Origin of the sequence: Curtobacterium sp. MCLR17_039, assembly GCF_003234745.1 — a bacterium.
In the GTDB taxonomy this organism is placed as follows: domain Bacteria; phylum Actinomycetota; class Actinomycetes; order Actinomycetales; family Microbacteriaceae; genus Curtobacterium; species Curtobacterium flaccumfaciens.
Genome location: NZ_QKTF01000001.1, coordinates 24,783 through 48,479, shown reverse-complemented (window position 1 = coordinate 48,479; position 23,697 = coordinate 24,783). Strand labels below are relative to the sequence as shown.

At 72.2% G+C, this 23,697-nt stretch carries 23 protein-coding genes and 1 tRNA gene; 15 read left to right on the top strand and 9 right to left on the bottom strand.

The window, feature by feature from the left end; genetic code table 11:
- Nucleotides 1-4: 4 nt before the first annotated feature.
- Genes DEJ00_RS00230 through DEJ00_RS00210 form a run of 5 tightly spaced genes read right to left on the bottom strand, consistent with a single transcriptional unit; the run spans nucleotide 5 to nucleotide 5,646 of the window.
- Nucleotides 5-1,357 (bottom strand): DUF58 domain-containing protein, encoded by a 1,353-nt coding sequence (locus DEJ00_RS00230; RefSeq protein ID WP_111056073.1) that lies wholly within the window; start codon nucleotides 1,355-1,357, stop codon nucleotides 5-7.
- A complete protein-coding gene (locus tag DEJ00_RS00225) occupies nucleotides 1,357-2,364 on the bottom strand; it encodes an AAA family ATPase (RefSeq protein ID WP_371836761.1) in 1,008 nt (335 codons plus the stop codon). The genes DEJ00_RS00230 and DEJ00_RS00225 overlap by 1 nt, the downstream gene beginning before the upstream one ends.
- A gap of 5 nt (nucleotides 2,365-2,369) precedes the next feature.
- Nucleotides 2,370-3,632, bottom strand: coding sequence for a DUF4350 domain-containing protein (locus tag DEJ00_RS00220; RefSeq protein ID WP_111056072.1), 1,263 nt, complete (start codon nucleotides 3,630-3,632; stop codon nucleotides 2,370-2,372).
- The gene (locus DEJ00_RS00215; RefSeq protein ID WP_146247840.1) at nucleotides 3,629-4,312 is read right to left on the bottom strand and encodes a DUF4129 domain-containing protein; all 684 of its coding nucleotides are present in this window, start codon (nucleotides 4,310-4,312) and stop codon (nucleotides 3,629-3,631) included. Before DEJ00_RS00215 ends, DEJ00_RS00220 begins: the two co-directional genes overlap by 4 nt.
- Nucleotides 4,267-5,646: a glycerophosphoryl diester phosphodiesterase membrane domain-containing protein gene (locus DEJ00_RS00210; protein ID WP_146247839.1), complete on the bottom strand. Its 1,380-nt coding sequence runs from the start codon at nucleotides 5,644-5,646 to the stop codon at nucleotides 4,267-4,269. The genes DEJ00_RS00215 and DEJ00_RS00210 overlap by 46 nt, the downstream gene beginning before the upstream one ends.
- 149 nt (nucleotides 5,647-5,795) lie before the next feature.
- Here DEJ00_RS00210 and mtrA point away from each other — a divergent pair, with 149 nt between their 5' ends.
- The 6 genes from mtrA (at nucleotide 5,796) to secA (ending at nucleotide 14,469) form a co-directional block, all read left to right on the top strand.
- On the top strand, nucleotides 5,796-6,470 hold the full coding sequence (gene mtrA, locus DEJ00_RS00205; RefSeq protein ID WP_017888813.1) for an MtrAB system response regulator MtrA: 675 nt from the start codon (nucleotides 5,796-5,798) through the stop codon (nucleotides 6,468-6,470).
- A 5-nt stretch (nucleotides 6,471-6,475) separates the two neighbouring features.
- Nucleotides 6,476-8,200, top strand: coding sequence for an MtrAB system histidine kinase MtrB (gene mtrB, locus DEJ00_RS00200; RefSeq protein WP_111056069.1), 1,725 nt, complete (start codon nucleotides 6,476-6,478; stop codon nucleotides 8,198-8,200).
- On the top strand, nucleotides 8,200-9,882 hold the full coding sequence (locus DEJ00_RS00195; protein ID WP_051596926.1) for a GerMN domain-containing protein: 1,683 nt from the start codon (nucleotides 8,200-8,202) through the stop codon (nucleotides 9,880-9,882). Before mtrB ends, DEJ00_RS00195 begins: the two co-directional genes overlap by 1 nt.
- Nucleotides 9,883-9,979: 97 nt before the next feature.
- A complete protein-coding gene (locus tag DEJ00_RS00190) occupies nucleotides 9,980-10,642 on the top strand; it encodes a ComF family protein (protein WP_146247838.1) in 663 nt (220 codons plus the stop codon).
- Between the two features lie 158 nt (nucleotides 10,643-10,800).
- A complete protein-coding gene (gene hpf, locus DEJ00_RS00185) occupies nucleotides 10,801-11,517 on the top strand; it encodes a ribosome hibernation-promoting factor, HPF/YfiA family (RefSeq protein ID WP_111056067.1) in 717 nt (238 codons plus the stop codon).
- A 171-nt stretch (nucleotides 11,518-11,688) separates the two neighbouring features.
- A complete protein-coding gene (gene secA / locus DEJ00_RS00180; protein WP_111056066.1) occupies nucleotides 11,689-14,469 on the top strand; it encodes a preprotein translocase subunit SecA in 2,781 nt (926 codons plus the stop codon).
- 143 nt (nucleotides 14,470-14,612) lie between these two features.
- Here secA and DEJ00_RS00175 read toward each other — a convergent pair whose 3' ends face one another.
- Complete coding sequence (locus DEJ00_RS00175) at nucleotides 14,613-15,053, bottom strand: Rv3235 family protein (RefSeq protein ID WP_111056065.1); 441 nt, start codon at nucleotides 15,051-15,053, stop codon at nucleotides 14,613-14,615.
- A gap of 118 nt (nucleotides 15,054-15,171) precedes the next feature.
- On the opposite strand from DEJ00_RS00175, the gene DEJ00_RS00170 reads away from it, so the two are divergent.
- Entirely contained in the window at nucleotides 15,172-16,671 is a 1,500-nt protein-coding gene (locus tag DEJ00_RS00170; protein ID WP_027466510.1) for a sensor histidine kinase, read from the top strand.
- Nucleotides 16,672-16,840: 169 nt separating this feature from the next.
- Here DEJ00_RS00170 and DEJ00_RS00165 read toward each other — a convergent pair whose 3' ends face one another.
- Complete coding sequence (locus DEJ00_RS00165; protein WP_017888820.1) at nucleotides 16,841-17,089, bottom strand: WhiB family transcriptional regulator; 249 nt, start codon at nucleotides 17,087-17,089, stop codon at nucleotides 16,841-16,843.
- A gap of 261 nt (nucleotides 17,090-17,350) precedes the next feature.
- Between DEJ00_RS00165 and DEJ00_RS00160 the strand changes: the two genes are divergently transcribed.
- Nucleotides 17,351-17,782, top strand: a complete 432-nt coding sequence (locus DEJ00_RS00160; protein WP_035808873.1) for a hypothetical protein — start codon at nucleotides 17,351-17,353, stop codon at nucleotides 17,780-17,782.
- 79 nt (nucleotides 17,783-17,861) lie between these two features.
- Here DEJ00_RS00160 and bcp read toward each other — a convergent pair whose 3' ends face one another.
- Complete coding sequence (gene bcp, locus DEJ00_RS00155) at nucleotides 17,862-18,332, bottom strand: thioredoxin-dependent thiol peroxidase (RefSeq protein ID WP_027466512.1); 471 nt, start codon at nucleotides 18,330-18,332, stop codon at nucleotides 17,862-17,864.
- A gap of 95 nt (nucleotides 18,333-18,427) precedes the next feature.
- Here bcp and DEJ00_RS00150 point away from each other — a divergent pair.
- Nucleotides 18,428-18,500, top strand: a tRNA-Lys gene (locus DEJ00_RS00150).
- A 121-nt stretch (nucleotides 18,501-18,621) separates the two neighbouring features.
- Here DEJ00_RS00150 and DEJ00_RS00145 read toward each other — a convergent pair.
- Nucleotides 18,622-19,272: a YigZ family protein gene (locus DEJ00_RS00145; RefSeq protein ID WP_375537585.1), complete on the bottom strand. Its 651-nt coding sequence runs from the start codon at nucleotides 19,270-19,272 to the stop codon at nucleotides 18,622-18,624.
- 101 nt (nucleotides 19,273-19,373) lie between these two features.
- Between DEJ00_RS00145 and DEJ00_RS00140 the strand changes: the two genes are divergently transcribed.
- The 6 genes from DEJ00_RS00140 (at nucleotide 19,374) to DEJ00_RS00115 (ending at nucleotide 23,689) form a co-directional block, all read left to right on the top strand.
- Nucleotides 19,374-19,814, top strand: coding sequence for a hypothetical protein (locus DEJ00_RS00140; RefSeq protein WP_051596928.1), 441 nt, complete (start codon nucleotides 19,374-19,376; stop codon nucleotides 19,812-19,814).
- The gene (locus DEJ00_RS00135) at nucleotides 19,811-20,272 is read left to right on the top strand and encodes an ImmA/IrrE family metallo-endopeptidase (RefSeq protein ID WP_027466515.1); all 462 of its coding nucleotides are present in this window, start codon (nucleotides 19,811-19,813) and stop codon (nucleotides 20,270-20,272) included. Before DEJ00_RS00140 ends, DEJ00_RS00135 begins: the two co-directional genes overlap by 4 nt.
- Nucleotides 20,269-21,195, top strand: a complete 927-nt coding sequence (locus DEJ00_RS00130) for a hypothetical protein (RefSeq protein WP_111056063.1) — start codon at nucleotides 20,269-20,271, stop codon at nucleotides 21,193-21,195. The genes DEJ00_RS00135 and DEJ00_RS00130 overlap by 4 nt, the downstream gene beginning before the upstream one ends.
- 162 nt (nucleotides 21,196-21,357) lie before the next feature.
- Nucleotides 21,358-21,570 carry an SCO4848 family membrane protein gene (locus tag DEJ00_RS00125; protein WP_027466517.1) on the top strand — a complete coding sequence of 71 codons (213 nt, stop codon included), beginning with the start codon at nucleotides 21,358-21,360 and terminating at the stop codon, nucleotides 21,568-21,570.
- A 48-nt stretch (nucleotides 21,571-21,618) separates the two neighbouring features.
- Nucleotides 21,619-22,296: a response regulator transcription factor gene (locus DEJ00_RS00120; protein WP_110865386.1), complete on the top strand. Its 678-nt coding sequence runs from the start codon at nucleotides 21,619-21,621 to the stop codon at nucleotides 22,294-22,296.
- The gene (locus DEJ00_RS00115; RefSeq protein ID WP_111056062.1) at nucleotides 22,289-23,689 is read left to right on the top strand and encodes a cell wall metabolism sensor histidine kinase WalK; all 1,401 of its coding nucleotides are present in this window, start codon (nucleotides 22,289-22,291) and stop codon (nucleotides 23,687-23,689) included. The genes DEJ00_RS00120 and DEJ00_RS00115 overlap by 8 nt, the downstream gene beginning before the upstream one ends.
- Nucleotides 23,690-23,697: the final 8 nt, after the last annotated feature.

The window sequence follows — 23,697 nt, the reverse complement described above, 5'->3', positions numbered from 1 at the left end:
CGGTTCAGAGCCGGCCGGTGGCCTTCGCCCGGATGTACGCGTCCGCGACGAGCGGCGGGACGTCCGCCGGTGCGCCGCGCACGACCTCGGCGCCGGAGCGCCGTGCGACGTCCGCCGCACCGTCCGCGTCGAGCAGGCTGCGTTCGGCGGCGGCGCGTCGGTAGACGTCGCGCTCCGCGCCGGTCGGGAGGCCCGGCACCCGTCCGCCCCGCGCGGTTCGGATCGCCGTGGTCCGGTCCACCCCGCCGCGTGCCATCTGCTGGACGGCCGGGTCCTCGATGCTCGTCACGACGACCGCGTGCCGTCGGGACAGCCGGGGGAGCACGGCGAGCAGGTCGCCCGAGGCACCGACGGAGTCGAGGCTCGAGGCGAGCACGACCAGGGCGCGCGAGGTCGTGATCGAGTCGACGAGCGCGGGCACGGATGCCCAGTCGGTCGCGGCGAGCCCGGGTTCGGCCATCGCGAGCGCCTCGCCGAAGCGCTGCACGACGTCGGTGCGGGTGGCGCCGTGCACCCGGTCGTGCGCTGTGTCGTCGAGCACCACCAGGTCGACGCGGTCACCGGCGGCTGCCGCGAGCGCGCCGAGGAGCAGCGCCGACTCGATGAACGTGTCGAGTCGGGGTTCGTCGGCGACCCGGCCGGCACCCGCCCGGCCCGCGTCGACCACGACGACGACGCGCCGGTCGCGTTCCGGCCGCCAGGTGCGGACGACGAGGTCCTGCCGCCGCGCGGTGGCGCGCCAGTCGATCGACCGCACGTCGTCGCCGCGCACGTAGTCGCGCAGGGAGTCGAACTCGGTGCCGTGCCCGCGGAGCTGCAGCGTGGTCTCGCCGTCGAGCTCGCGGAGCCGTGCCAACCGTGACGGCAGGTGCCGCCGGGAGCGGAACGGCGGCGTCACGACGAGTTCGCCCGGTGCCGCGACGACCCGCTGCCGTGCGGCGAGGCCCAGGGGACCGAAGGACCGCACGGCGACCCCGGTGGTGCGGCGTCGACCCCGACGGAACGGTGTGAAGCGCATCCGGGCCGTCCGTCGTTCCCCGGCGGGGACCGTCATCCGGATCCGGCGGGGACGGTGGCCGGCCGACGGCTCCCACATGTCGCGGACCACACCGCGGACCGTCCGGGAACCGTCGTTGGCGAGCACGAGGGTGCCGTCCGCGGTGCTGTCGCGTCGGGCGAGCCGGGGCATCCGCCGCTCCACCCGCACCCGTCGCATGTCGGCGGCGAGCACGACGTCGAGCACCGCGGCGAGCAGCACCACCCCGACCCACGCCAGACCGGCCCACCCGCTGCCGAGCAGCACGGTGGGCACGAGGGCGACGGCGAGGAGCGCGACGAACCGGCCGGAGACCGCCACTAGATCGGCACCCGCACCTGCTCGAGCACCTGCTGGAGCACACCGTCGGCGCCGACGCCCTCGAGCTCGGCGTCGGCGGCGACCCGCAGGCGGTGCCGCCAGACCGGCAGGGTCATGGCCTGCACGTGGTCCGGGGTGATCGCGTCGTAGCCGGTGAGCCAGGCCCAGGCCTTGGCGGCCGCGAGCAGTGCCGTCGCACCGCGGGGGCTGACACCGACGCGGACGGACGGTGCCTGCCGGGTGGCCCGGGCGAGGTCGACGATGTACGCGAGCACGTCGTCGCGGGCACCGACGGCGCGGACGGCACGCTGCGCACGGACCACCTCGTCGACGCCGACCACCGGGGTGATGCCGGCCGACCGGACGTCGCGCGGCACGAACCCGTCGGCGTGGCGACGGAGCACCTGCCACTCGACGTCGCGCGGCGGGATGTCGAGCGTCAGCTTCATCAGGAACCGGTCGAGCTGCGCCTCGGGCAGCGTGTACGTGCCCTCGAACTCGATCGGGTTCATCGTCGCGGCGACGAAGAAGGGGTCCGGCAACGCACGGGCGTCACCGTCGACGCTCACCTGGCGTTCCTCCATCGCCTCGAGCAGCGCCGACTGGGTCTTCGGCGGGGTGCGGTTGACCTCGTCGGCGAGCAGGACGTTCGTGAAGACGGGGCCCTCGCGGAACGGGAACGTGCCGGTCGAGGCGTCGTAGACGAGCGACCCGGTGACGTCGCCGGGCATCAGGTCCGGCGTGAACTGGATGCGCTTCGTGTCGAGCGTCATCGCGGCGGCGAGGCTGCGGACGAGCAGGGTCTTCGCGACACCGGGGACGCCCTCGAGCAGCACGTGCCCCTGCGCGAGGAGTCCGACGATCATGCCGGAGACCGCGCCCTCCTGGCCGACGACGGCCTTCGCGACCTCGGTGCGGACCCGGCCGAACGCGTCGCGCAGGTCGGAGACGGCCGCGGTCGTGGGGTCGTGCTCCGGCGCGGTGTGCTCGGTGGTGGCAGGGGGCAGGTCGGTCACGGTCGTGCTCCTGGTCGGTCGGGGTCAGAGGTCGGTCGGTCGCCGGAGGTCGCCCGGCGCACGGCGCGTTCGAGGTCGTCGAGCGCCGCGGTGCCGTCGACGAGTGCACGGTCGTCGGCGGTGGTCCCACCGACGAGCACGGCACCGACACGGGTGCGCGGGATGCCGGTGGCCTGGGCTGCGGCCCGGACGACCTCGTCGACGTGGGCCGAACGGGGGAGTCCGAGCATCCGGCCGATGCGGCGGACGGCGGCGACGCGCAGGGTGTCGAGGGCGTGGGTGCGGTCACGGGTGCGGGCGTACATCCGGGCACGCCCCTCGGTGGTCTCGGCAGCACGGACGACGACGGGCAACCGCTCGACGACGAGCGGGCCGAGCCGTCGGCCCCGCCAGACACCGGCTGCGACGGCGACGAGGGCGAGCAGTGCGAGGGCACTCGGGACCCACGGCGGGGCGAGCTCGCCGAGGGTCGGGGCGGCGTCGGGGGTGCCGACGGCCGGGGTGTACCAGACGAGTCGCTCGTCGGCGCCGAGCAGCCCGAGGGCGAGCGCGGCGTTCCCGGCGGTGGCGATCCTGTCGTTCCGGAACGCCGAGGTCGTGCCGAGCAGGGTGACGTCGCCGCCCGGCGTCGCGGTGCGCACGAGTCCCCAGACGCGCGAGCCGCCGTCGCCCGTCGGCGCGCACCGTTCGGCGGCGGCGGCGGCGTCGTCGTCGTCCTCCACGGTGTACCCGGAGCCGGCAGTGGTGACCCGGGCAGCCGAGGCCGCCGCCGGGATCCCGCACGAGGCCGTCGAGACGGTGGCGTCCCCGTCGACCTCGACGGCCGGGTCGACCGGGAACCCGAGCAGTGCCTCGAGTCCGGCGCCGCTCGTGCCGACGACCACGACGTGCCGCGCCGTGCGGGCGATCCGTTCCGCGACGTCGGGGTCGAGCGCCCCGTCGGCGTCGTCGATGAACACCGTGCCGCCGTCGATCCCACCGACGCCGTCGACGGTGTCGGTGACGGAGACCGCGGTGCCCCGCTGCTCGAGCACCCGGACCAGGGCGGCCGAACCACTCGCCGTCGTCGAGGTCGGGTCGAGCGCGCGCGGTGCGTCCGGGTCGGTGCCCTGCACGAGGGCGGTCAGGGCGGCGAGCAGGACGCCGACCAGGACGATGGCGACCCAGAACCCGACGCGGAACCGGCGTCCCTCGGTCGGAGCCGGAGCCGGAGCAGGAGTCGGCCCGGTGCTCGTCCGCGTGGCGGTGTCGGTCGTCATGCCGGTACCGCCGGTCCCTCGGCGCGGGCGGGGCGGGCCTGCCGGACGGAGCGCTCGGTGTCGAGCACGCGGAGGGCCGCGGCCTCGTCGGCCTCGCCACCGAGGTACCGGACCGCGTCGAACGCGGTCGCTGCCGCGTCGAGTGCACCGGCCGACGCGGGGAACGGCACGGCGCCCCGTGCGGCGATCGTCCGCGCGGTGGCTCCGGGCACGTCGGGCACCAGGTCGCGCTCGCCGAGGCCCCTGGCGATCGCGCGGAACCCGTCGAGCACCGCTGCTGACCAGTCGGCGCGACGGACCGCGGCCTGTGCCGCTTCGAGGAGTTCCCGGGCGGAGCGCAGGTCGTCGGCGTCGAACACCCCGCCGGTGTCACCGTCACCGGCCCGGGCGCGCCGGCGGGGGAGTCCGCGGGCGACGACGACGAGCACGACGACCGCGACGAGGACCACGATCGCGATCACCAGCGCCGTGCGGGCCGCAGCGGGGGAGTCGATGCCGTCGGCGCGGAGCGACCCGAGCCAGTCGAGGAAGGAGCGCGAGGCACGGTCCCACCACGTCGGCCGGGCACCGTCGTAGGCGGACCGGTCGAGTTCACGCTCGAGCAGGCGCCGCGCCTCGTCCGGGTCGACCGCCGTCACGCGGAGCCGTTCGGTGGCGCCTGGCCCGGACCCGGCTGCCACGGCTGCTGCTGTTGCTGCGGGCCCGGCTGCCACGGCTGTTGCTGCTGACCGGGCTGCCACGGCTGCTGCTGCGCGGGCTGCCAGGACTGCTGCTGCCCCGGCCACTGCTGCGCCTGCCACTGCTGGCCACCCCACTGCTGCTGCGGCGGCCACGGCGGGCGTGCGACGGGCTCGGACGGCGCGAACGGGTCGGTCGGCTGCCCCGAGTCGAGGTGCGACGCAATCCGCTGGTCGAGCGCCTCGGTGCGGATCCGCCGGTCGATGGCGAGGAACGTGGTGATCGACGCGCTCAGCACGTCGGTGACGCACTGCACCGCGATCGCGAGCAGGCTCCCGACGACGATGGCGATGACGGCACCGGTACCGGCACCCGACGTACCGCCCGTCTGCCCGAGGGGGTCGAAGGTGCCTGCGATGAGCACGGCGCCGATGGTGAGCGGGATGGACGCGATGGACGCGGCGAACCCGAACATGAGCTGCACGAGCAGCAGGATGCCGAAGGTCCGCCAGAAGGCCCCGCGGGTCAGGCGCCACGACTGGGCGGCAGCGGCGAAGACCGGCCGGCCCTCGAGCGCGATGGTCGGGACGGTGAGCACGAAGCGCGTGGCGAGCCACACGACGACGACACCGATCCCGAGCACGAACAGCACGAGCGCCAGCACGAACCACCCGGTGCCGGAGTCCGCGGCCCCCATGGCCGCGAACACCCCGAAGAACACGAGCCCGGCCAGGATCGCGAGGACCACGCCGGCCCCGATCTGCACGAGCATCCACGCGACGACGGACCACCGGCGGCCGGCGAGCAGCGCCCACAGCCCCCGGAACGTGGCTCGACGGCCGAGCACCCGCTGCCCGGTGTCCGCGGCGACCGGCGCCACCAGGAACCCGCGACCGAGGTAGGCGAGGAACGGCAGCACGACCGAGAGCAGTGCCGTGAGCGTCAGCGTGCCCGCGACCACCGAGTCGGCACCGCTGCCGCCGTCGAGGGCCGAGAACATCCGCGACTGCAGCGCCTGCTGCCCGAAGGTGCTGGCCAGCGTCGAGAGCAGGCCGAGCACACCGCTCAGCAGCACGCTCCAGAGCAGCAGCACGCGGGCGTTCCGGCGGAAGACCGTGAACGCGCCGGCCAGGACGTCACCGAGGCCGAGCGGGCGCAGCGGGATCACCGGACGCGAGCCGCCGGACGGGCCGCCCGGTCGCCCCGGACCCGGCCCCGGGGCGGGCTGCGGCGGCACGGAGAAGCGGGGCGGGCCTCCAGACAGGGGTCCGGGTCCGGACGCCGGCGGCGTCGGCGCACCCTGCTGCCCACCGCCCGGTGTGTGCCAATCGGACATGACTCCAGCCCCCTCGTCGTGTCGGACCGAGCCAGCGATGCACGGTCCACCTCCATCCTGGCGGAAAACCCGGCGCGGCGGGGCCTCGGCTATCGTGTGGGGACACGTGCCGACCACGGCACCCGCACGCCACCCGGAGTCCAGATCACATGACACCGCGCATCCTCGTCGTCGACGACGACCAGGCCCTCTCCGAGATGATCGGCATCGTGCTCCGCTCCGAGGGGTATGAACCCGAGTTCAGCGCCGACGGCAACGACGCCGTCGACGCGTTCCACGCCACCAAGCCGGACCTCGTCCTGCTCGACGTCATGCTGCCCGGCATCGACGGCATCGAGGTGTGCAAGCGCATCCGTGCCGAGAGCGGCACGCCGATCATCATGCTCACCGCGAAGAGCGACACCGCCGACGTCGTCCTCGGGCTCGAGAACGGTGCCGACGACTACGTCGTCAAGCCCTTCAACCCGAAGGAGCTCGTCGCCCGCATCCGGACCCGCCTGCGGCCGAGCGCGTCCGACGCCACCGTGCTGCACGTCGGCGACGTCACGGTCGACGTCGCCGGGCACGAGGTGCGCCGCGGCGACACCGTGATCGCGCTCACGCCGCTCGAGTTCGACCTGCTCCGGGCGCTCGCCGAGAAGCCGAACCAGGTGTTCACCCGCGAGATGCTGCTCGAGCAGGTCTGGGGCTACCACTACAAGGCGGACACCCGCCTGGTGAACGTGCACGTGCAGCGGCTCCGCGCGAAGATCGAGCACGACCCGGACAACCCGAAGACCGTCACCACGGTCCGCGGCGTCGGGTACCGCGCCGGAGGAGCCTGAGCACCGTGCCGCCCTCGACGCGCCCGTCGGGCTCGGCACGCCGCTCGGGCCGCGCCGGCGGGGCCGGCGGCGCCACCGTCTCGATCGGCGTCGTCGACCGCAGCCGTCGCCGGATGCGGCGCTGGCTCCGACGCGCCTGGCGTCCGATCGCGTACCTGTGGCGGCGCTCGCTCATGTTCCGCTCGGTCGCCATCACCGTGATGACGACGGGACTCGCGGTGGGGATCATCGGCACCGCGGTCATGGTGAGCATCTCGACGAACGTCTACTCGCAGCGCCGCGACCAGATCGAGTCCGAGTCGGCACGGGCCACCATCGTCGCCCAGGGGATCTTCGACGCGGCGACCGCGGGCGAGGACAACAACCAGTCCGAGCTCGAGACGCTGCAGAACGAGGCGCGGCAGGCGATCCTGTCGAACACGACGAGTCCGGGCGGCACGAGCATCGCGATCGAGCGGAGCCCGGACCAGTCCACCGCGCAGACGCTGCAGACCATCGCCAGCCAGGGCTTCCCGGACGCCGTGATCACCGATGCCCTGCGCAAGGAGGTCGCGCAGAACACCGGGCGGCTGAGCCTGCAGCCCGTCGAACTCGACGACGACGGGCGCCGGGTGCCGGGCCTCGCCGTCGGGTCCACGCTGCAGATCCCGAGCGCCGGCCAGTACGAGCTCTACCTGGTCTACGACCTCTCCGACGCGCAGCAGACCCTGGACTTCGTCTCCCAGACGCTCTCGATCGGCGGTGTGGCGCTCATGGTGCTCATCGCCCTGGTCACGTCGCTCGTCGTCCGGCTCGTCGTCGTGCCGATCCGCGGTGCCGCCGAGACGAGCCGGAAGATCGCCGCGGGGCGCCTCGACGAACGCATCCCGGTGCGCGGGCAGGACGACCTGGCGACCCTGGCGCGGAGCTTCAACGGGATGGCCGAGGCGGTCAGCCGCCAGATCACCCAGCTCGCCGAGCTCTCCCGTGTGCAGCAGCGGTTCGTGTCCGACGTGTCGCACGAGCTCCGCACCCCGCTCACCACGATCCGGCTCGCCGGCGACATGCTCTACGACTCCCGGCACGCGTTCGAACCATCGGTCGGCCGGTCCGCCGAGCTCCTGCACACCCAGGTGGAGCGCTTCGAGATGCTCCTCGCCGACCTGCTCGAGATCTCGCGGTACGACGCCCAGGCGGTGCAGCTCGACACCGCACCCGTCGTGCCGGCGTCCCTCGCCGCGGACATCGTCGACGAGTTCCGTCCGCTCGCCGAACGCGCCGGCGTCGAGCTGCAGCTCGCGACCCCCGGCGGCCACACCACGATGCGGCTCGACGCCAAGCGGGTCCGCCGGATCCTGCGCAACCTCGTCGGCAACGCCATCGAGCACGGTGACGCGAAGCCCGTGCAGGTCGTCGTCGACAGCGACGCACGCACCGTCGCCATCGCCGTCCGCGACCAGGGCGTCGGCATGCCACCGGAGGACGCCGCTCGGGTGTTCGACCGCTTCTGGCGGGCCGACCCGAGCCGGAAGCGCACCATCGGAGGCACCGGGCTCGGCCTGGCGATCAGCCTCGGTGACGCGAAGCTCCACGGCGGGCGCATCGACGTGTGGTCCCGACCGGGCGAGGGCTCGACCTTCGTGCTCACCCTGCCGCGCAACGAGCAGGGCACCACCGCCACCTCGGCGATCCCGCTGCCCGAGCTCGACGAGTCGTACGACGGCCCCCGCGCCGTGCGAGAGGAGACCTGATGCGCCACCGGATCCGCCACGTCCTCGCCGTCGCGCTCGCCGCGGTCAGCCTGCTCGCGGTCACCGCCTGCGCGGCCATCCCGACCGACGGCGCCGTGCGCACCGGGCAGACGATCAAGGACGAGTCGCTCTCGGGCGTCGACTTCCGGCCGGACAAGCCGATCACCGGGTCCGACCAGACGGCGATCCTCCGCGGGTTCATCGCCGCCGCGACCGGTGCCCAGGACAACTACGCGATCGCCCGGCAGTTCCTGGCGGCCGACTTCGCCCAGCAGTGGAACCCGCGGCAGGGCGTCACGATCCGCGACGGCAGCGGCACCGTCGAGCGCGCCGACGACAGCGAACTCACCTACACGATGACGGCCAGTGCCACGGTCGACTCCGAGGGGGAGTACACCCAGGCCGTCCGCCCGACCTCGTCGACGCTGACGTTCCAGTTCGTCCGCGAGGACGGCGAGTGGCGCATCGCCTACGCCCCGGACGGCATCATCCTGTCGCCGGTCAGCTTCGAGTCGGTGTTCCAGCCGCACGCGCTGTACTTCTACGACCCGACCTACCGCTTCCTCGTGCCCGACCAGCGCTGGTTCCTCGCCCGGTCCTCCACGAGCACCCGCATCGCCAGCGCCCTGCTCGCGGGGCCCGCCGACTGGCTGAAGGGCGCCGTCGTCTCGTCGTTCCCGGAGGGCACCCAGCTGTCGCTCAACGCGGTGACGATCGACAGCGGCACCGCCCTGGTCGACCTGTCGAGCGACGCCCTGCGCGCGAGCACCGTCGACAAGGTCCGGATGCGGGAACAGCTCAGCAAGTCCCTCGCCTCGGTCGCCACCATCTCGTCGGTCTCGATGACGATCGAGGGCGCGACGCTGTCGGTGCCGGACTCCGGGGGAGCGGACGCCCAGCAGAACCCCGACGTCGACCCCCGACCCCTGGTCGACGAGGACGGCGTCGTCGGCTACGCCGCCTCGGGCACCGGCAAGGTCTCCGAGCTCGGCAGCGGCGTCGGGGCCGCGATCGCCGGCCTCGACCCGACCTCGATCGCCCTGTCGGCGTCCGGCACCACGGCCGCCGTCGGCAACCGGGACGGCGTCGTCGTCGTGCGCGGCAAGGACCGCCTGCGCGTCGATGCCCGCGACGACCTCATCGCCCCCGCCGTCGACGACCTCGGCTTCGTCTGGGCGGGGCAGCAGTCCGACACCCGTCACATCACCGCGTACGGCCTCGGCGGCGACCCTCACCAGGTGCGCACCACCCTGCCGCGCGGCGACCTCGTGTCGTTCCAGGTGTCCCGCGACTCGACCAGGGCGCTCGCGCTCATCCAGACCTCGGACGGCCCCGGCCTGTACGTGATGGCGATCATCCGCGGTTCCGACCGGTCACCGACCTCGTTCGGCGCCCCGGTCCGGGTGCAGGCCGCCAGCGGCACCGCGGTCGATGCCGCGTGGGTGAGCGACACCGACGTCGCCTCGGTCGGGCAGACCCCCACCGGTCCGAACATCGTCCGCACCACCATCGGCGGCAAGTCGAGCACCCTGCCGAAGCCCGACGGGCGCGCCACCGCGATCAGCGGCGGCAGCGGTGGCGCGCTGCTGCTCCGGATGTCGAGTGGCAACGTCCTGCAGTCCACCGGGGGTGGCTGGGACACGACGGGCGTCACCGCCGACGTGCTCGGCGTCCAGCGCTGACGCGGCGGTCCTCCACACCCCACCCGGCCTGGAGGCCCGTCCACCGTCCGGCGCACCGGCCCACCGCCGTCGTCCGGTCACCACCACAGTCGTGGGCATGCCCCCTGATGACGCCCCCACCCCGTGGTGCGATGCCCTGCTCGCCGTGCTCGGGCTCGTCCTGCCCGTCACCTGCCTGGGCTGTGGCCGCCCGGACCGCGCGCTCTGCCCACCGTGCGGCGCGGCGCTCGCAGCACGGCCCCGCCGGGTCCGGTTGGTCGCCGGCGTCCGGCTCGACGCGGCCTTCGAGTACGAGGGGCTGGTCCGCACCCTGGTCCTCGAACTCAAGCTCCGGGGCCGGGTCGACGTCGCCCGACCGCTCGGCGTCCGCTTCGGTGCACTCGTCCGTGCGGCGCTCGCCGCGGCCCCGGACGGCACCGTGGTGCTCCGGGTGCCGCCGTCCCGGGCGGGCGCCCGACGGCGTGGGTTCGACTCGGTGGTGCTGCTGCTCGCCCGTGGTGGTGTCCGGCACACGGGGCGCCTCGTCCGCACCCCTGCCGGACGCCGGCGATCCGGACCGGGGCAGAAGGAGCGGTCGGCGGTGGAACGCGTCGCCGCGACCGTCGGGACCCTGCGTGCGTCCGGCGTCGACGGCCGCGACGTCGTGCTCGTCGACGACGTCGTCACCACGGGAGTGACGATGGCCGAGGGCGTCCGTGCCGTGCGCGCTGCGGGCGGGCGGGTGGTGCGCTGTGTCGCCGTGGCGAGCGTCGACGACTGACGCTCGGTGAACACCCGGTGGCCGCTGTGTGTCCGGTGAGTGTCCGACGGACTCGCCGCCTCCCCGTGACGCCGAGGGTGCGCCGGGTCTAGCCTCGCGACAAGGCGTTCGGGTCGCCGGACGGAGGCGACGCGCCGACACTGGATGGGAGCCGCCACATGGACGTGACGATCACGGGCCGGAACGTCGGGGTCACCGACCGTTTCCGCACCTACGTCGAACAGAAGTCCGAGAAGATCGACGTGCTCGCCGACCGCGCCCTCGCCTTCGAGGTGCGCATCAGCCGCCACCACGAGAAGTCGAGCGGCAGCCAGGGCGAGGACCGCGTGGAGCTCACGCTGATCGGACCGGGGCCGCTCGTACGGGCCGAGTCCGCGGCGTCGGACAAGTACGCCGCCTTCGACCTCGCCTTCGCGCGGATCGTGGAACGCCTCCGTCGGGCGCGTGACCGCCGCAAGGTGCACCACGGCCGGCACCGCCCCACCTCGGTCGCCGAGGCCGCCGGCAGCGGCTTCGACGGCATGGGTGTCGTCCCGGCCGACGGCAAGCTCATCGAGGACGTCGCGACCGGTGCCGTCCCGGTCGTCGACCAGGAGACCGCCGAGGACGAGAACGAGGTCTACAGCCCGGTCGTCATCCGGCACAAGGTCTTCGAGGCCGCCCCGATGACGGTCGACGACGCCCTGTACTACATGGAGCTCGTCGGGCACGACTTCTACCTGTTCCTCGACGCCGAGACCCGCCGTCCGAGTGTCGTGTACCGACGCAAGGGCTGGGACTACGGCGTGATCGGCATCGACGAGGTGCCGGCCGGCCAGGCGCCGGCCGCGGTCGACGCGGACGCCGACGCGGAGCGCGCAGCCGCGATCGCCTGATCCCACTCGGGACCACCGGTCCCGCACCGTGTGCGCGGTCCGTTCGCGGGCCGCGCACACCCGTGTCCGCGGGCAGCCGCGCCGCTCACAGCGCCGTGCGTTCGCGGGTTGCTAGCATGACTGGTCGATCGGGCGTGCAGGTCGCGCGCGACGACCTCGTAAGGAGTTCACGTGGCAAACGTGCTGGAGAAGGTCCTCCGCATCGGCGAAGGACGAACCCTCCGTCGGCTGAAGGCGTACGCCTCGGCCATCAACGACCTCGAGGACGACTTCTCGAGCCTCACCGACGAGGAACTCCACGACGAGACCAAGGAGCTGCGCGAGCGGTACGCCAACGGCGAGACCCTCGACGACCTCCTGCCCGAGGCGTTCGCCGCCGTGCGTGAAGCCGCGAAGCGGACCCTCGGCATGCGGCACTTCGACGTGCAGCTCATGGGTGGCGCGGCACTGCACCTCGGCAACATCGCCGAGATGAAGACCGGTGAGGGCAAGACCCTCGTCGCGACGACCGCCGCGTACCTCAACGCGATCCCGTCGCGCGGCGTGCACGTCATCACGGTCAACGACTACCTGGCGTCGTACCAGTCCGAGATCATGGGCCGCGTCTTCCGCGCGCTCGGCATGACCACCGGCTGCATCATCGCGAACCAGAGCCCGGCCGAGCGCCGCGAGCAGTACGCCGCCGACATCACGTACGGCACGAACAACGAGTTCGGATTCGACTACCTGCGCGACAACATGGCGTGGCAGGCCTCCGACATGGTGCAGCGCGGCCACTTCTTCGCCGTGGTGGACGAGGTCGACTCGATCCTCATCGACGAGGCCCGCACGCCGCTCATCATCTCCGGTCCGTCCTCGGGCGAGGCCAACCGCTGGTTCACCGAGTTCGCCTCGATCGCCAAGCGCCTCACCCCGGGCGAGGACTACGAGGTCGACGAGAAGAAGCGCACCGTCGGTGTCCTCGAGCCCGGCATCGAGAAGGTCGAGGACTACCTCGGCATCGAGAACCTGTACGAGTCGGCGAACACCCCGCTCATCTCGTTCCTGAACAACTCCATCAAGGCCGTCGCCCTGTTCAAGAAGGACAAGGACTACGTCGTGATGAACGGCGAGGTGCTCATCGTCGACGAGCACACCGGCCGCATCCTGATGGGCCGCCGCTACAACGAGGGCATCCACCAGGCGATCGAGGCGAAGGAAGGCGTCGAGGTCAAGGCCGAGAACCAGACCCTCGCCACCGTCACGCTGCAGAACTACTTCCGCCTCTACCAGAAGCTCTCCGGCATGACCGGTACCGCCGAGACCGAGGCGGCCGAGTTCATGTCGACCTACAAGCTCGGCGTCGTCCCCATCCCGACGAACAAGCCGATGCAGCGCATCGACCAGACGGACCTCGTCTACAAGAACGAGAAGGCGAAGTTCGAGCAGGTCGCCGAGGACATCGCGGAGCGCCACGAGAAGGGCCAGCCCGTCCTCGTCGGCACCACGAGCGTCGAGAAGTCCGAGTACCTGTCGAAGCTCCTCGCCAAGCAGGGCGTCAAGCACGAGGTCCTCAACGCCAAGAACCACGCCCGTGAAGCCGCGATCGTCGCCCAGGCCGGTCGCTTCGGCGCCGTGACCGTCGCGACGAACATGGCCGGTCGTGGTACCGACATCATGCTCGGTGGCAACGCGGAGTTCCTCGCCGTGCAGGAGATGCACGTCAAGGGCCTGTCGCCGACCGAGACCCCGGACGAGTACGAGGCCGAGTGGGACGACGTGTTCGCCCGCGTCAAGGCCGAGGTCGAGGAAGAGGGCGACAAGGTCCGCGCCGTCGGCGGCCTGTACGTGCTCGGTACCGAGCGCCACGAGTCGCGCCGCATCGACAACCAGCTGCGTGGTCGTTCCGGCCGTCAGGGTGACCCGGGCGAGAGCCGCTTCTACCTGTCGCTGACCGACGACCTGATGCGCCTGTTCAACTCCGGTGCCGCCGAGAGCCTCATGGGCCGCTCGAACGTGCCGGACGACCTGGCGATCGAGAACAAGCTCGTCGGCCGTGCGATCCGGTCCGCCCAGGCGCAGGTCGAGGGCCGCAATGCCGAGATCCGCAAGAACGTCCTGAAGTACGACGACGTCCTGAACCGCCAGCGCGAGGCGATCTACAGCGACCGCCGCCACATCCTCGAGGGCGACGACCTGCACGACCGTGCGCAGTCGTTCCTCAAGGCCGTCATCGACGACGTGATCGACAGCCACACCGGCGAAGGCTCCCCGGACGACTGGGACCTCGACGCCATGTGGACCGAGCTCGGCACGCTCTACCCGATCTCGATCTCCATCGACGAGGTCATCACCGAGGCCGGCTCGAAGGGCAAGGCGTCGCGTGACTTCCTCGCCCGCGAGATCCTCTCGGACGCCAAGCTGGCCTACCAGCAGCGTGAGGAGCTCCTCGGCGACGAGGCGATGCGTGAGCTCGAGCGTCGCGTGGTGCTCTCGGTGATCGACCGCCGCTGGCGCGACCACCTGTACGAGATGGACTACCTCAAGGACGGCATCGGCCTCCGCGCGATGGCGCAGCGCGACCCGCTGGTCGAGTACCAGCGCGAGGGCTACGCCCTGTTCCAGACGATGATGGGGCAGATCCGCGAAGAGTCCGTCGGCTACCTGTTCAACCTCGAGGTCCAGGTGCAGTCCGACGGCGAGAACGCGGTGATCGAGGCCAAGGGTCTCGGCGAGGACGAGGTCTCCGGCCTCGAGTACTCGGCGCCGTCGATCGACGGCGAGGTCGAGGTCCGCGACGAGAAGGGTCGCCTCGAGCAGGCCGCGACCGCTCGTGCGCAGCGCGCCCAGGCCGAGGCCGAAGCGGCCGCCGAGCCGGAGCAGGGCTCCGCGTTCGGCAACGCGGCCACGGCCTCCGGCCAGGCCGCGGCGAGCAACCGCGCCGAGCGTCGCCAGGCGGCCAAGAAGAACTAGCGTCCGCGCGCGAGCGCATCGTGAGCAGGAATGGTCGGGTCCCACGTCGGGACCCGACCATTCGTGCTCACCAAGCGTGACCGCCGACGGACGGGAGGCCCGTGGCGGCGCCGCCACGGGCCTCCCGTCCGTCCGCGACCCGGCTACAGGACCCCGATCGCGGTCGCCTGCCACCGTCCGTGTCGCTCTTCGAGCCGCATGGCGACCGCTCGCGCGTGACTGCGCGTGTGCACGACCACCGTCGCCTCGGCGACGCCCGCCGCGGGGCGGCACACCAGGACGCTGCCGACCCGGAGCACCGGGCGCCCGCGTGCCCGCCGCCCGGAGCCCCGGGCGTGCGCTGCCACCGCGGCCCGCTGCTGCAGGTGCCGCTGCACGTCGTCGCTGATCCACCGGGCGATGCTGTCGACCTCCCGCGCGCCGGTGAGCACCTCGGCGACGCAGAGCCCGAGCGCTCGTGCCGTCGTCGCCGGGTCCGGGGGACCGGTCGCCGGGGCGGGCTCCGGCGGCGGTTCGACGATCCGCAACGGCGGTGGGTGCGTCGTCGTCGTCTCGTGATCGATGCGGCGTGCCTGCTCTGCCACCCCTGCCCCTTCCGTCGTTGGAGCGAGCGTATGGGGCGTGCAACATGCAAAATACAAACCGTTCCACCCTGTGGAGAGGGCGACGTTCTCCACAAGGCGTCGGACCTAGACTGGCTGGGTGTCGACCCTCAGTGACCTCGTCCTCGCGCAAGGCCGTTCCTCGGAAGCAGACGTGGAGTGGCTCCACCTGCTCGTGGGGGACTGGCAGCTCCTCGCCGACCTGTCGTTCGCCGACATGGTGCTCTGGGTGCCGACGGCCGAGGACGGCTCGTTCGTGGCCGTCGCACACGCCCGGCCGAGCTCTGCGGCGACGCTGTTCTACCGCGACATCGTCGGCCAGGAGATCCGCGAGGAGTGGCGCGGCCAGGTGACCGAGAGCTTCGCCGGGTCACGGGTCGTCGACTCCGCCGAACCGGACTGGTACGAGGACACCCCCACCCGCGTCCGCGCGATCCCGGTGCTCCGCCGCCTGAGCGCGAAGAGCGCCGAGACCACCGAGCGGCCGATCGCCGTCGTCACCCGGCACTCCAACCAGGACGAGATGCGGACCCCGAGCCGCCAGGAGCTCAACTTCACCGCGAGCGCGAACGACCTGTTCGGCATGATCGCCACCGGTGACTTCCCCGATCTCGGTGCGCCGGCGGGCCCACGTCGTGGTGCGCCCCGTGCCAGCGACGGCCTCCTGCGCCTCGACACCGCCGGCATCGTCACGTTCGCGAGCCCGAACGGCCTGAGCGCGTTCAACCGCATGGGCTTCGAGGGGGAACTCGAGCGGAAGTCCCTCGCCGAGGTCACCACCGAGCTCATCGGCGCCCAGCTCGACGTCGACGAGTCCCTGCCGCTCGTCGTCACCGGCCGCGCACCGTGGCGGGCGGACATCGAGTCGAAGGGCGTCACGGTGTCGCTCCGCTCGATCCCGCTCCGCGACCACGGTGAGCGCATCGGTGCGATCGTGCTCTGCCGCGACGTGTCCGAGCTGCGGCACCAGGAGCGCGAGCTCATCACCAAGGACGCCACGATCCGCGAGATCCACCACCGCGTGAAGAACAACCTGCAGACGGTGGCGTCCCTGCTCCGGATCCAGGCGCGTCGCACGCACTCGGACGAAGCGCGGACCTCGCTGCAGAACGCCATGCGCCGCGTCGCCGCCATCGCCGTCGTGCACGACACCCTGTCGAGCGGCCTCAGTCAGACGGTGGACTTCGACGAGGTGTTCGACTCGGTGCTCAAGCTCGTCACCGAGGTCGCCGCGTCGCACAACACGACCGTGCACCCGAAGAAGACCGGCGAGTTCGGGGTGCTGCCGTCCGAGGCTGCGACGCCCCTCGCCCTCGGCCTCACCGAGCTCGTGACGAACGCCGTCGAGCACGGGCTGGACGGCCGTGACGGCGAGGTCGAGATCGTCGCCCGCCGCTTCGACGACCACCTGGAGATCGAGGTCCGCGACAACGGCGTGGGGCTCCCCGAGGGCAAGGTCGGTTCGGGCCTCGGCACGCAGATCGTCCGCACGCTCATCCAGGGCGAGCTCGGCGGCACCATCGACTGGCACACCCTGACGGGCAGCGGCACCGAGGTGACGATCACCATCCCGTTCCGCTGGTTGACCGCCCCCGCCTGACGCCGCCCGGCGGTTCGAGTCCGCAAAACACCGGTGTTCGCCGGTCGAACACCCGCATTCCGGTGTTCGATGCGTGAACACCGGTGTTTTGCAGAAGCCGCCCCGCGCGCACGACGACGCCCGCCGCCCCCGAGGGGACGACGGGCGTCGTGGTGTCAGACGACCGGGGTCAGGACGCGCGGCGAGCGCGGGCGGCGCGGCGCTTCAGGGCACGACGCTCGTCCTCGCTGAGACCACCCCAGACACCCGAGTCCTGGTTGTTCTCGAGTGCGTACTGCAGGCACATCTCGGTGACCGTGCAACGCGCACAGACCGACTTGGCCTTCTCGATCTGGTCGACGGCGGGCCCGGTGTTCCCGACGGGGAAGAAGAGCTCGGGGTCTGCGGTGAGGCAGGCAGCCTTGTCACGCCAGTCCATGTGTGGTGCTCCTTGATGTCGATGCTCGAACGGCAGGCCGGGGCCGTGGTTCGGGGGATCGGAACGCTGACCATGCATGCGGCATGGAGGGGACAACTGTGGGGAGGAGTCCGCAGGAAGCGTGTCTGACGCCCGCGAGACGCTCGGGGGAGGAGCGATGAACCACGGGAGACGCACACCACATCGTGCCGTCCAAACGACCTCCAATATCGTTCCATACTGGTAGGGCCAAATCAAGGGTTCCGATGCTGGAGGATCACTGTGCACGACGACACCCCGAACGACACCGATCCCTCCGCACCCGTCGCGCGCCGGTCGCCGGCGATGCTGGGGTTGCTCGCCGTGGTCGGCCTCGAGTTCCTCGCGCTGGTGGTGGTGACGGTCGTCCTGGTGGTCGAACTGCTCGTCGCCCCGGCCACGAGCATCGCCTCCGGCATCGCCCTCACGGTCCTCGTCGCCATCGCTGCGCTCTGGCTCGGCGCGCTGCTGAACGGCCTGTGGCAGGGCCGGGCCTGGGTGCGCTCCGGCATCATCGTCTGGCAGGTGCTGCAGGGCGCCATCGCGATCGGGGCGTTCCAGGGCGTCTTCCGGGTCGCCGCGGTCGGCTGGCTGCTGCTCGTCCCGGCCCTGCTCGGCATCACGCTGGTGCTGTCGCGGTCGGTGACGGCCGCGCTCGCGCGTCCGGCCGAGTAGACGGTCTGGTCCGCCACACACTGGAGGCCCGGTGCCGGTTCCGAGAACCGGCACCGGGCCTCCGGTGCGTGGCCGGTCCTCAGACCAGGCCGAGCTTCTTCCGCAGGCTCGCCACGTGACCGGTCGCCTTGACGTTGTAGAGCGGCAGCTGCACGGTGCCGTCCTCGTCGACCACGATCGTGGACCGGATCGTGCCGGTGACGATCTTGCCGTAGTTGTTCTTCTCGCCCCAGGCCGCGTAGGCCTTGTGCACGGCGAGGTCGGGGTCGCTCAGCAGCGGGAAGGTCAGCGCCTGCTCGTGCTGGAACGTCTTGAGCTTCGCCTGCTCGTCCTTCGAGACGCCGAGGACCTCGTAGCCGGCGGCCTGCAGCGAGGACATGTTGTCGCGGAAGTCGCAGGCCTCGGTGGTGCAGCCCGGGGTGGAGGCCGCCGGGTAGAAGTACACGATGACCTTCTTGCCACGAAGGGCAGCGAGGGAGTGCTCCACACCGTCCTGGTCGGGCAGCGTGAAGTCGGGGGCGGTGTCGCCGGGGACGAGACGGTCGGTCATGGTGCTCCTGTTCGCGTCGTGCGCCCACGAGTGGTCGTGGGCGCGCGAAACCCATGCTATTGTTGATTCCCGTTGCGGCACGGAAGCCGGAACATGCACCTCTAGCTCAATTGGCAGAGCAACTGACTCTTAATCAGTGGGTTCTCGGTTCAAGTCCGAGGGGGTGCACCGCAGGACGAACGCCCCGGCTCATCGAGTCGGGGCGTTCGTGCGTTCCGGGCAGGTTTCCACGCCGAAGCGGAGACACGCCCGAGGTGTGCAGGAACCGCGGATTCAGTCGGCGGGGACGTCAGCCGGCGCGGACGTCGACGATCCGCTCCTCGCCGATGACGGGTTCGAGCGAACCGGCCGACGCGGCGGCGAGGTCGGCCGTCAGGGCGCCGAGCGACTCGTGGGGGACCCACACCTCGAAGGTCGCCGCCTGCCCGTACTCGGTCGGGCCGAGCGTCGCGTGGTGGTGCCGGACCCAGTCGCGCAGCACGTTGTCGAGCCGCCCGGCGTCGGCGTGGTCGACGTCGAAGCGCACCTGCGTCAGGGCCTCGCGGCGGACGAGGACCGCCGTGTCGAGCGCCTCGGACACCGAGGTCGAGTAGGCCCGGACCAGTCCGCCGGCACCGAGCTTCACCCCGCCGAAGTACCGCGTGACGACCGCGACGACGTCGGTCAGTTCGCGGCGTCGCAGGACCTCGAGCATCGGGACGCCCGCGGTGCCGGAGGGTTCCCCGTCGTCCGAGGAACGGGCCTGGTCCCCGAGCACGCCGGTGACCATCGCCGTGCAGTTGTGCCGGGCGTCCCAGTACCGCCGGCGGACCTCGGCGATCACGCGGTCGGCGTCCTCGACGCCGGAGACCGGCGCGACGGTGGTGATGAAGCGCGACTTCGTGATCACGATCTCGTGCTCGACCGGTGCCGCGACGGTGGCGGGGAAGCGGCGGGGCATGCCCACGAGGCTAGCGGCGCGCGTGCCGGGCGCCCGCGCTAGCATGGCGTCCACGCGCCGGACCCACACCTCGCGCGGACACGGCTGGGGAGGAGTCCGACATGGACACGGGTGATCTGAAGGGCGGGGCGCTCGACGCCGCCGAGCTCGCGCGCCGCCTCAACCTGCTCCTCGACTTCGAGGAGTCCCAGCGTGGCGCCCCGGTGCCGTTCTCCTCGATCGAGGAGTACGTCGCGGCCCACGGCGGGTCGCTGTCGCGGGCGAAGTGGACCTACATGCTCTCCGGCGACGGTCGCCGCAACCGCGACACCGAGCTCCTGCGCCTGCTGGCCGGGTACTTCGAGGTCGACGAGCGCTTCCTGCTCGAGGACAGCGAGGTACCGGAACGGATCGGTGCCCAGCTCGCCCTCGTCCGGTCCCTGCGCTCCGCCCGCGTGAGCGGCTTCGCGGCCCGGACCTTCCCCGGTGAACTCTCACCCGACGCGCTGCGGCGCATCGCCGAGGTGCTCGAGGAGGAATCGCAGCGGGGGAGTGTCGCATGACCGACGCCCTCGTCGAGGCGTTCTGGGCTCGTGGTGCCGCCGAGGGGTGGTCGGACGTCGACCAGGCCGTCGCCGCCGCCGCTGACGTCGTCGGCAAGCCGATCGTGGTGCGCGAGGAGTCGTTCCTGGCCGCCGAGCCCGTGTGCGGCTTCGTGGCCACGCTCGAGCACGCGCACCTCGTGATGATCTCGCCGACGGCCTCGCCGACGTTCCGGTCGTTCGTCATCGGCCACGAGCTCGGGCACGTCCTGCATCGGCACCAGGAGCACGCCCCGCAGAGCGCGTACATCCGCGACGTCATCCCCGACCTGCCCGAGTACAAGGTCGAGCGTGCGCTGGCCCGGGGCATGTTCTCGAACACCTACGAGCACGAGGCCGAGGTCTTCGCCGACCGCCTGGCCACCGTGATCCGCCAGCACCGCGGCCGCCCGAGCGCCTTCCGAGGGGTCTTCGGGTGATCATCGCCGTCGTCCAGGCGGTGCTGCTCATCGTCGGGACGATCGTGCTGCTGGTCCTGCAACGGGGGCAGGACCGCACGCTGGCGTTCACGTTCCTGCTCTTCGCCGCCACCATCGTGACGAACGTCGACCCGCTGTACCGGTGGCTCGACCCGCTGCTCGGCGGGTACAACGTCGTGACCGTCATCAGCGACTGCCTCATGGTGGCCGGCACGAGCACGCTGCTGTGGGGCGTGGCGAAGGCGGTCGGTGCTGCGCGGCCCTGGCTCCGGAACGCGGTCGTGGTGTCCTTCGCCGTGGTCGTCGTGGTGGTCGTCGTCGCGTTCACCGTGCTCGACAAACCCGCGACCACGACGACCTTCATGCTCGACGCCGGCTCCCACCCGGCGGCCACCGTGTACTCGATCGCGCAGACCGTCTACCTCGGAGTCGCCCTCGGCGCGACGGGGTTCATCTGCGTGCTCCGGCTCCGCGAAGCCCGGACGACCACCGACCTGGTGGGGCTGTGGGTCCTGGTCCTCGGTGGGGTGCTCGGGGTCGTCCGCATGGTCGTGGTCGTCGTGATGGACGTCGCCCACGTCGCCGGTGACCTCGACGTCACGCACGCGCTCTCGCTGCCCTACGACGTCACCACGCCGGGAGCTGTGCTGTGCGTGGCGTCCGGCATGCTGCTGCTCGTCGTCGGACACCGGGTCTCCCGCCGGCGCCGGGCCCGCCGCGTGGACGATGCGCTGCGCCGCCTGGCGCCGCTGCACGAACGGATCGGGGTGGACAACGCCTACCCGCCGACCGACGACCCCGCGACCCGGCTCAGCCGCCGCATCGTCGAGATCAACGACGGCGTCCGGCGTGCGCGGGCGTCACTGTCCGACGCCGAGCGTGCTGCCCTCGCCGACGCCGAGGCCGCGCTCGAGACCGCGTAGTCCCTCGACGCTGCCGGACAGGCCGTGTAGAGTCTGTAGCAGGTGCTACAGACTCTGTGGCCTGCCGGGTCGGGACTCGGCCGCGTTGGGGGCGGCCGAGCACCACCCGCCCGGCATCGCGGCACCAGCATCGTCGAGACCGGCGTTCAGTAGGATCGTCCCGTGCTCGTCTTCGCCGCAGTCGTCCTGTTCATCGGCGCCGTCTTCAACGTCGTCACCTGGCCGCGCTTCTTCCAGCGCGTCGCGAAGGACTCTCGTGCCCGCGACGCCGCCGGCAAGCCGACGACCTTCTACACGGTGCACCTCGTGCTCCTGCTCATCGCGCTCGCGATCGCCGTCGCGTCCGTCATCGCAGGGATCCTGCTGCTGGTCTGAGCCGGTCGCTTCAGCCCTGCTTCAGCGGGGCACGACAGGATCGAACCCATGCGTGTGCTGGTGGTCGACGACGAGGTCCGGCTCGCCGACGGCGTGCGCCGCGGCCTCGAGGCCGAGGGATGGGCGGTCGACGTCGCGAACGACGGCGTGGACGGTCTGTGGCACGCGCGTGAGTTCCGCTACGACGCGATCGTGCTCGACCTGATGATGCCCGGCCTGAGCGGCTGGGCCGTGTGCGCGCAGCTCCGCGCCGACGGCGACTGGACCCCCGTGCTCATGCTGACCGCCAAGGACGGCGAGTGGGACCAGGTCGAGGCGCTCGACGCGGGGGCCGACGACTACGTCACCAAGCCGTTCTCGCACCCGGTGCTCGTCGCACGGCTCCGGGCGCTCGTCCGACGGGGCGCCCGCGAGCGCCCCACCGTGCTGACCCTCGGCGACCTGGTCGTCGACCCCGCGGCGCGCACCGTGGCCCGGGGCGAGACCCCCGTCGAGCTGACCAGCCGCGAGTTCGCCGTGCTCGAGTACCTCGCACGGCACCCGGGGCAGGTCCGGTCGAAGCGCGACGTCATCGAGAACGTCTGGGACGTCGATTTCGAGGGCGACCCGAACATCGTCGAGGTGTACGTCGGACACCTCCGCCGGAAGCTCGACCGGCCGTTCGGGCGTGCCGCGATCGAGACGGTCCGTGGCGCCGGGTACCGCTTGGCGGCGGACGGTGGCTGAGCGGTTCGACACCCCCCGTGCGAGCGGAGCGGCACGAAGCAGGCCACGGCGCCCCCGGTCTGTCCGTGCCCGCACCACCCTCGGCGCCGGGGTCGTCGTCCTCGCGGCCCTGGTCATCGGCGCCGTCGCGTTCGTCGTCGTGCTGCGGCTCGTGCTGCTCGACGGCGTGCGGACCTCGGCCGAGGCCGGTCTCGAGCAGGTGTCTTCGCGGGTCGAGACCGACGGTGCGGCTGCGGTGACCGGCTACGAGGACGTCCTGGTGCAGGTGATCGGCGACGGCGGGGCGGTCCTGGCGCACGGCGAGGACGCCGACGGCGCCGCCCTGCCCACCGCCGACGAGTCCCGGTGGACCCACGACGGCGAACGCTGGCTGCTCGTGGCGGACGACGTGGACCTGCCCGGCGGCGGTGAGGCGACGCTCGTCTACGGCACCACGCTCGACCAGGCCGACACCGCGGTCCGCACCGCCGTCGTGCTCCTCGCCGTCGGGGTGCCCGTGCTGGTGCTCGTGCTGGTCGCGGTCACCTGGGCCGTCACCGGGCGCTCGCTGCGGCCCGTGGAGCGGATGCGCACCGAGGTCGAGACGATCCGGGCGGCCCGTCCCGACGCCCGGGTCGAGGTGCCGGACACCGGCGACGAGGTCGCCCGGCTCGCGAGCACCATGAACGCCATGCTCGACCGCCTCGAGCGGTCCGCCGAGAGCCAGCGGCGCTTCGTGTCCGACGCCTCCCACGAACTCCGGTCGCCGATCGCGTCGATCCGGCAGCACGCCGAGGTCGCCGTCGCGCACCCGGAGCGGGCCGAGGTGGCCGACCTCGCCGACGTCGTCCGGTCCGAGGCGGTGCGCCTGCAGGACCTGGTCACCGGGCTGCTCGAGCTCTCCCGCCTCGACGAGGGCGGGATCCGCACGCGGCGCCCCGTCGACCTCGACGACCTGGCGTTGGACGCGGTGGCCCGCGCGCGAGCACGGTCGACGCCCGGTGACGCGCCCGCGCGGGACGGCGACGCCCCCGCGGTCCGGGTGGACGGCTCGGCGATCTCGGCAGCGCGGGTCCTCGGCGACGAGCGCGTGCTGGCAGGGGTGGTCCGGAACCTCGTCGACAACGCCGTCCGGCACGCGAGCACACGCGTCGCCGTGTCGCTCACCGAGCACGACGGGTCCGCGGTGCTCACGGTCGACGACGACGGCACCGGCGTCCCCGTGGACGAGCGCGAGCGCGTCTTCGAGCGGTTCGTCCGTCTCGACGAGGCCCGCAGCCGGGACGCCGGTGGCGCGGGGCTCGGCCTCGCCATCGTCCGCGACGCCGTGCGGGCGCACGGCGGCGACACGACCGTGGTCACGTCCCCGCTCGGTGGCGCGCGGTTCGTCGTCCGCATCGCACTCGGCGGCTGAACAGGTGG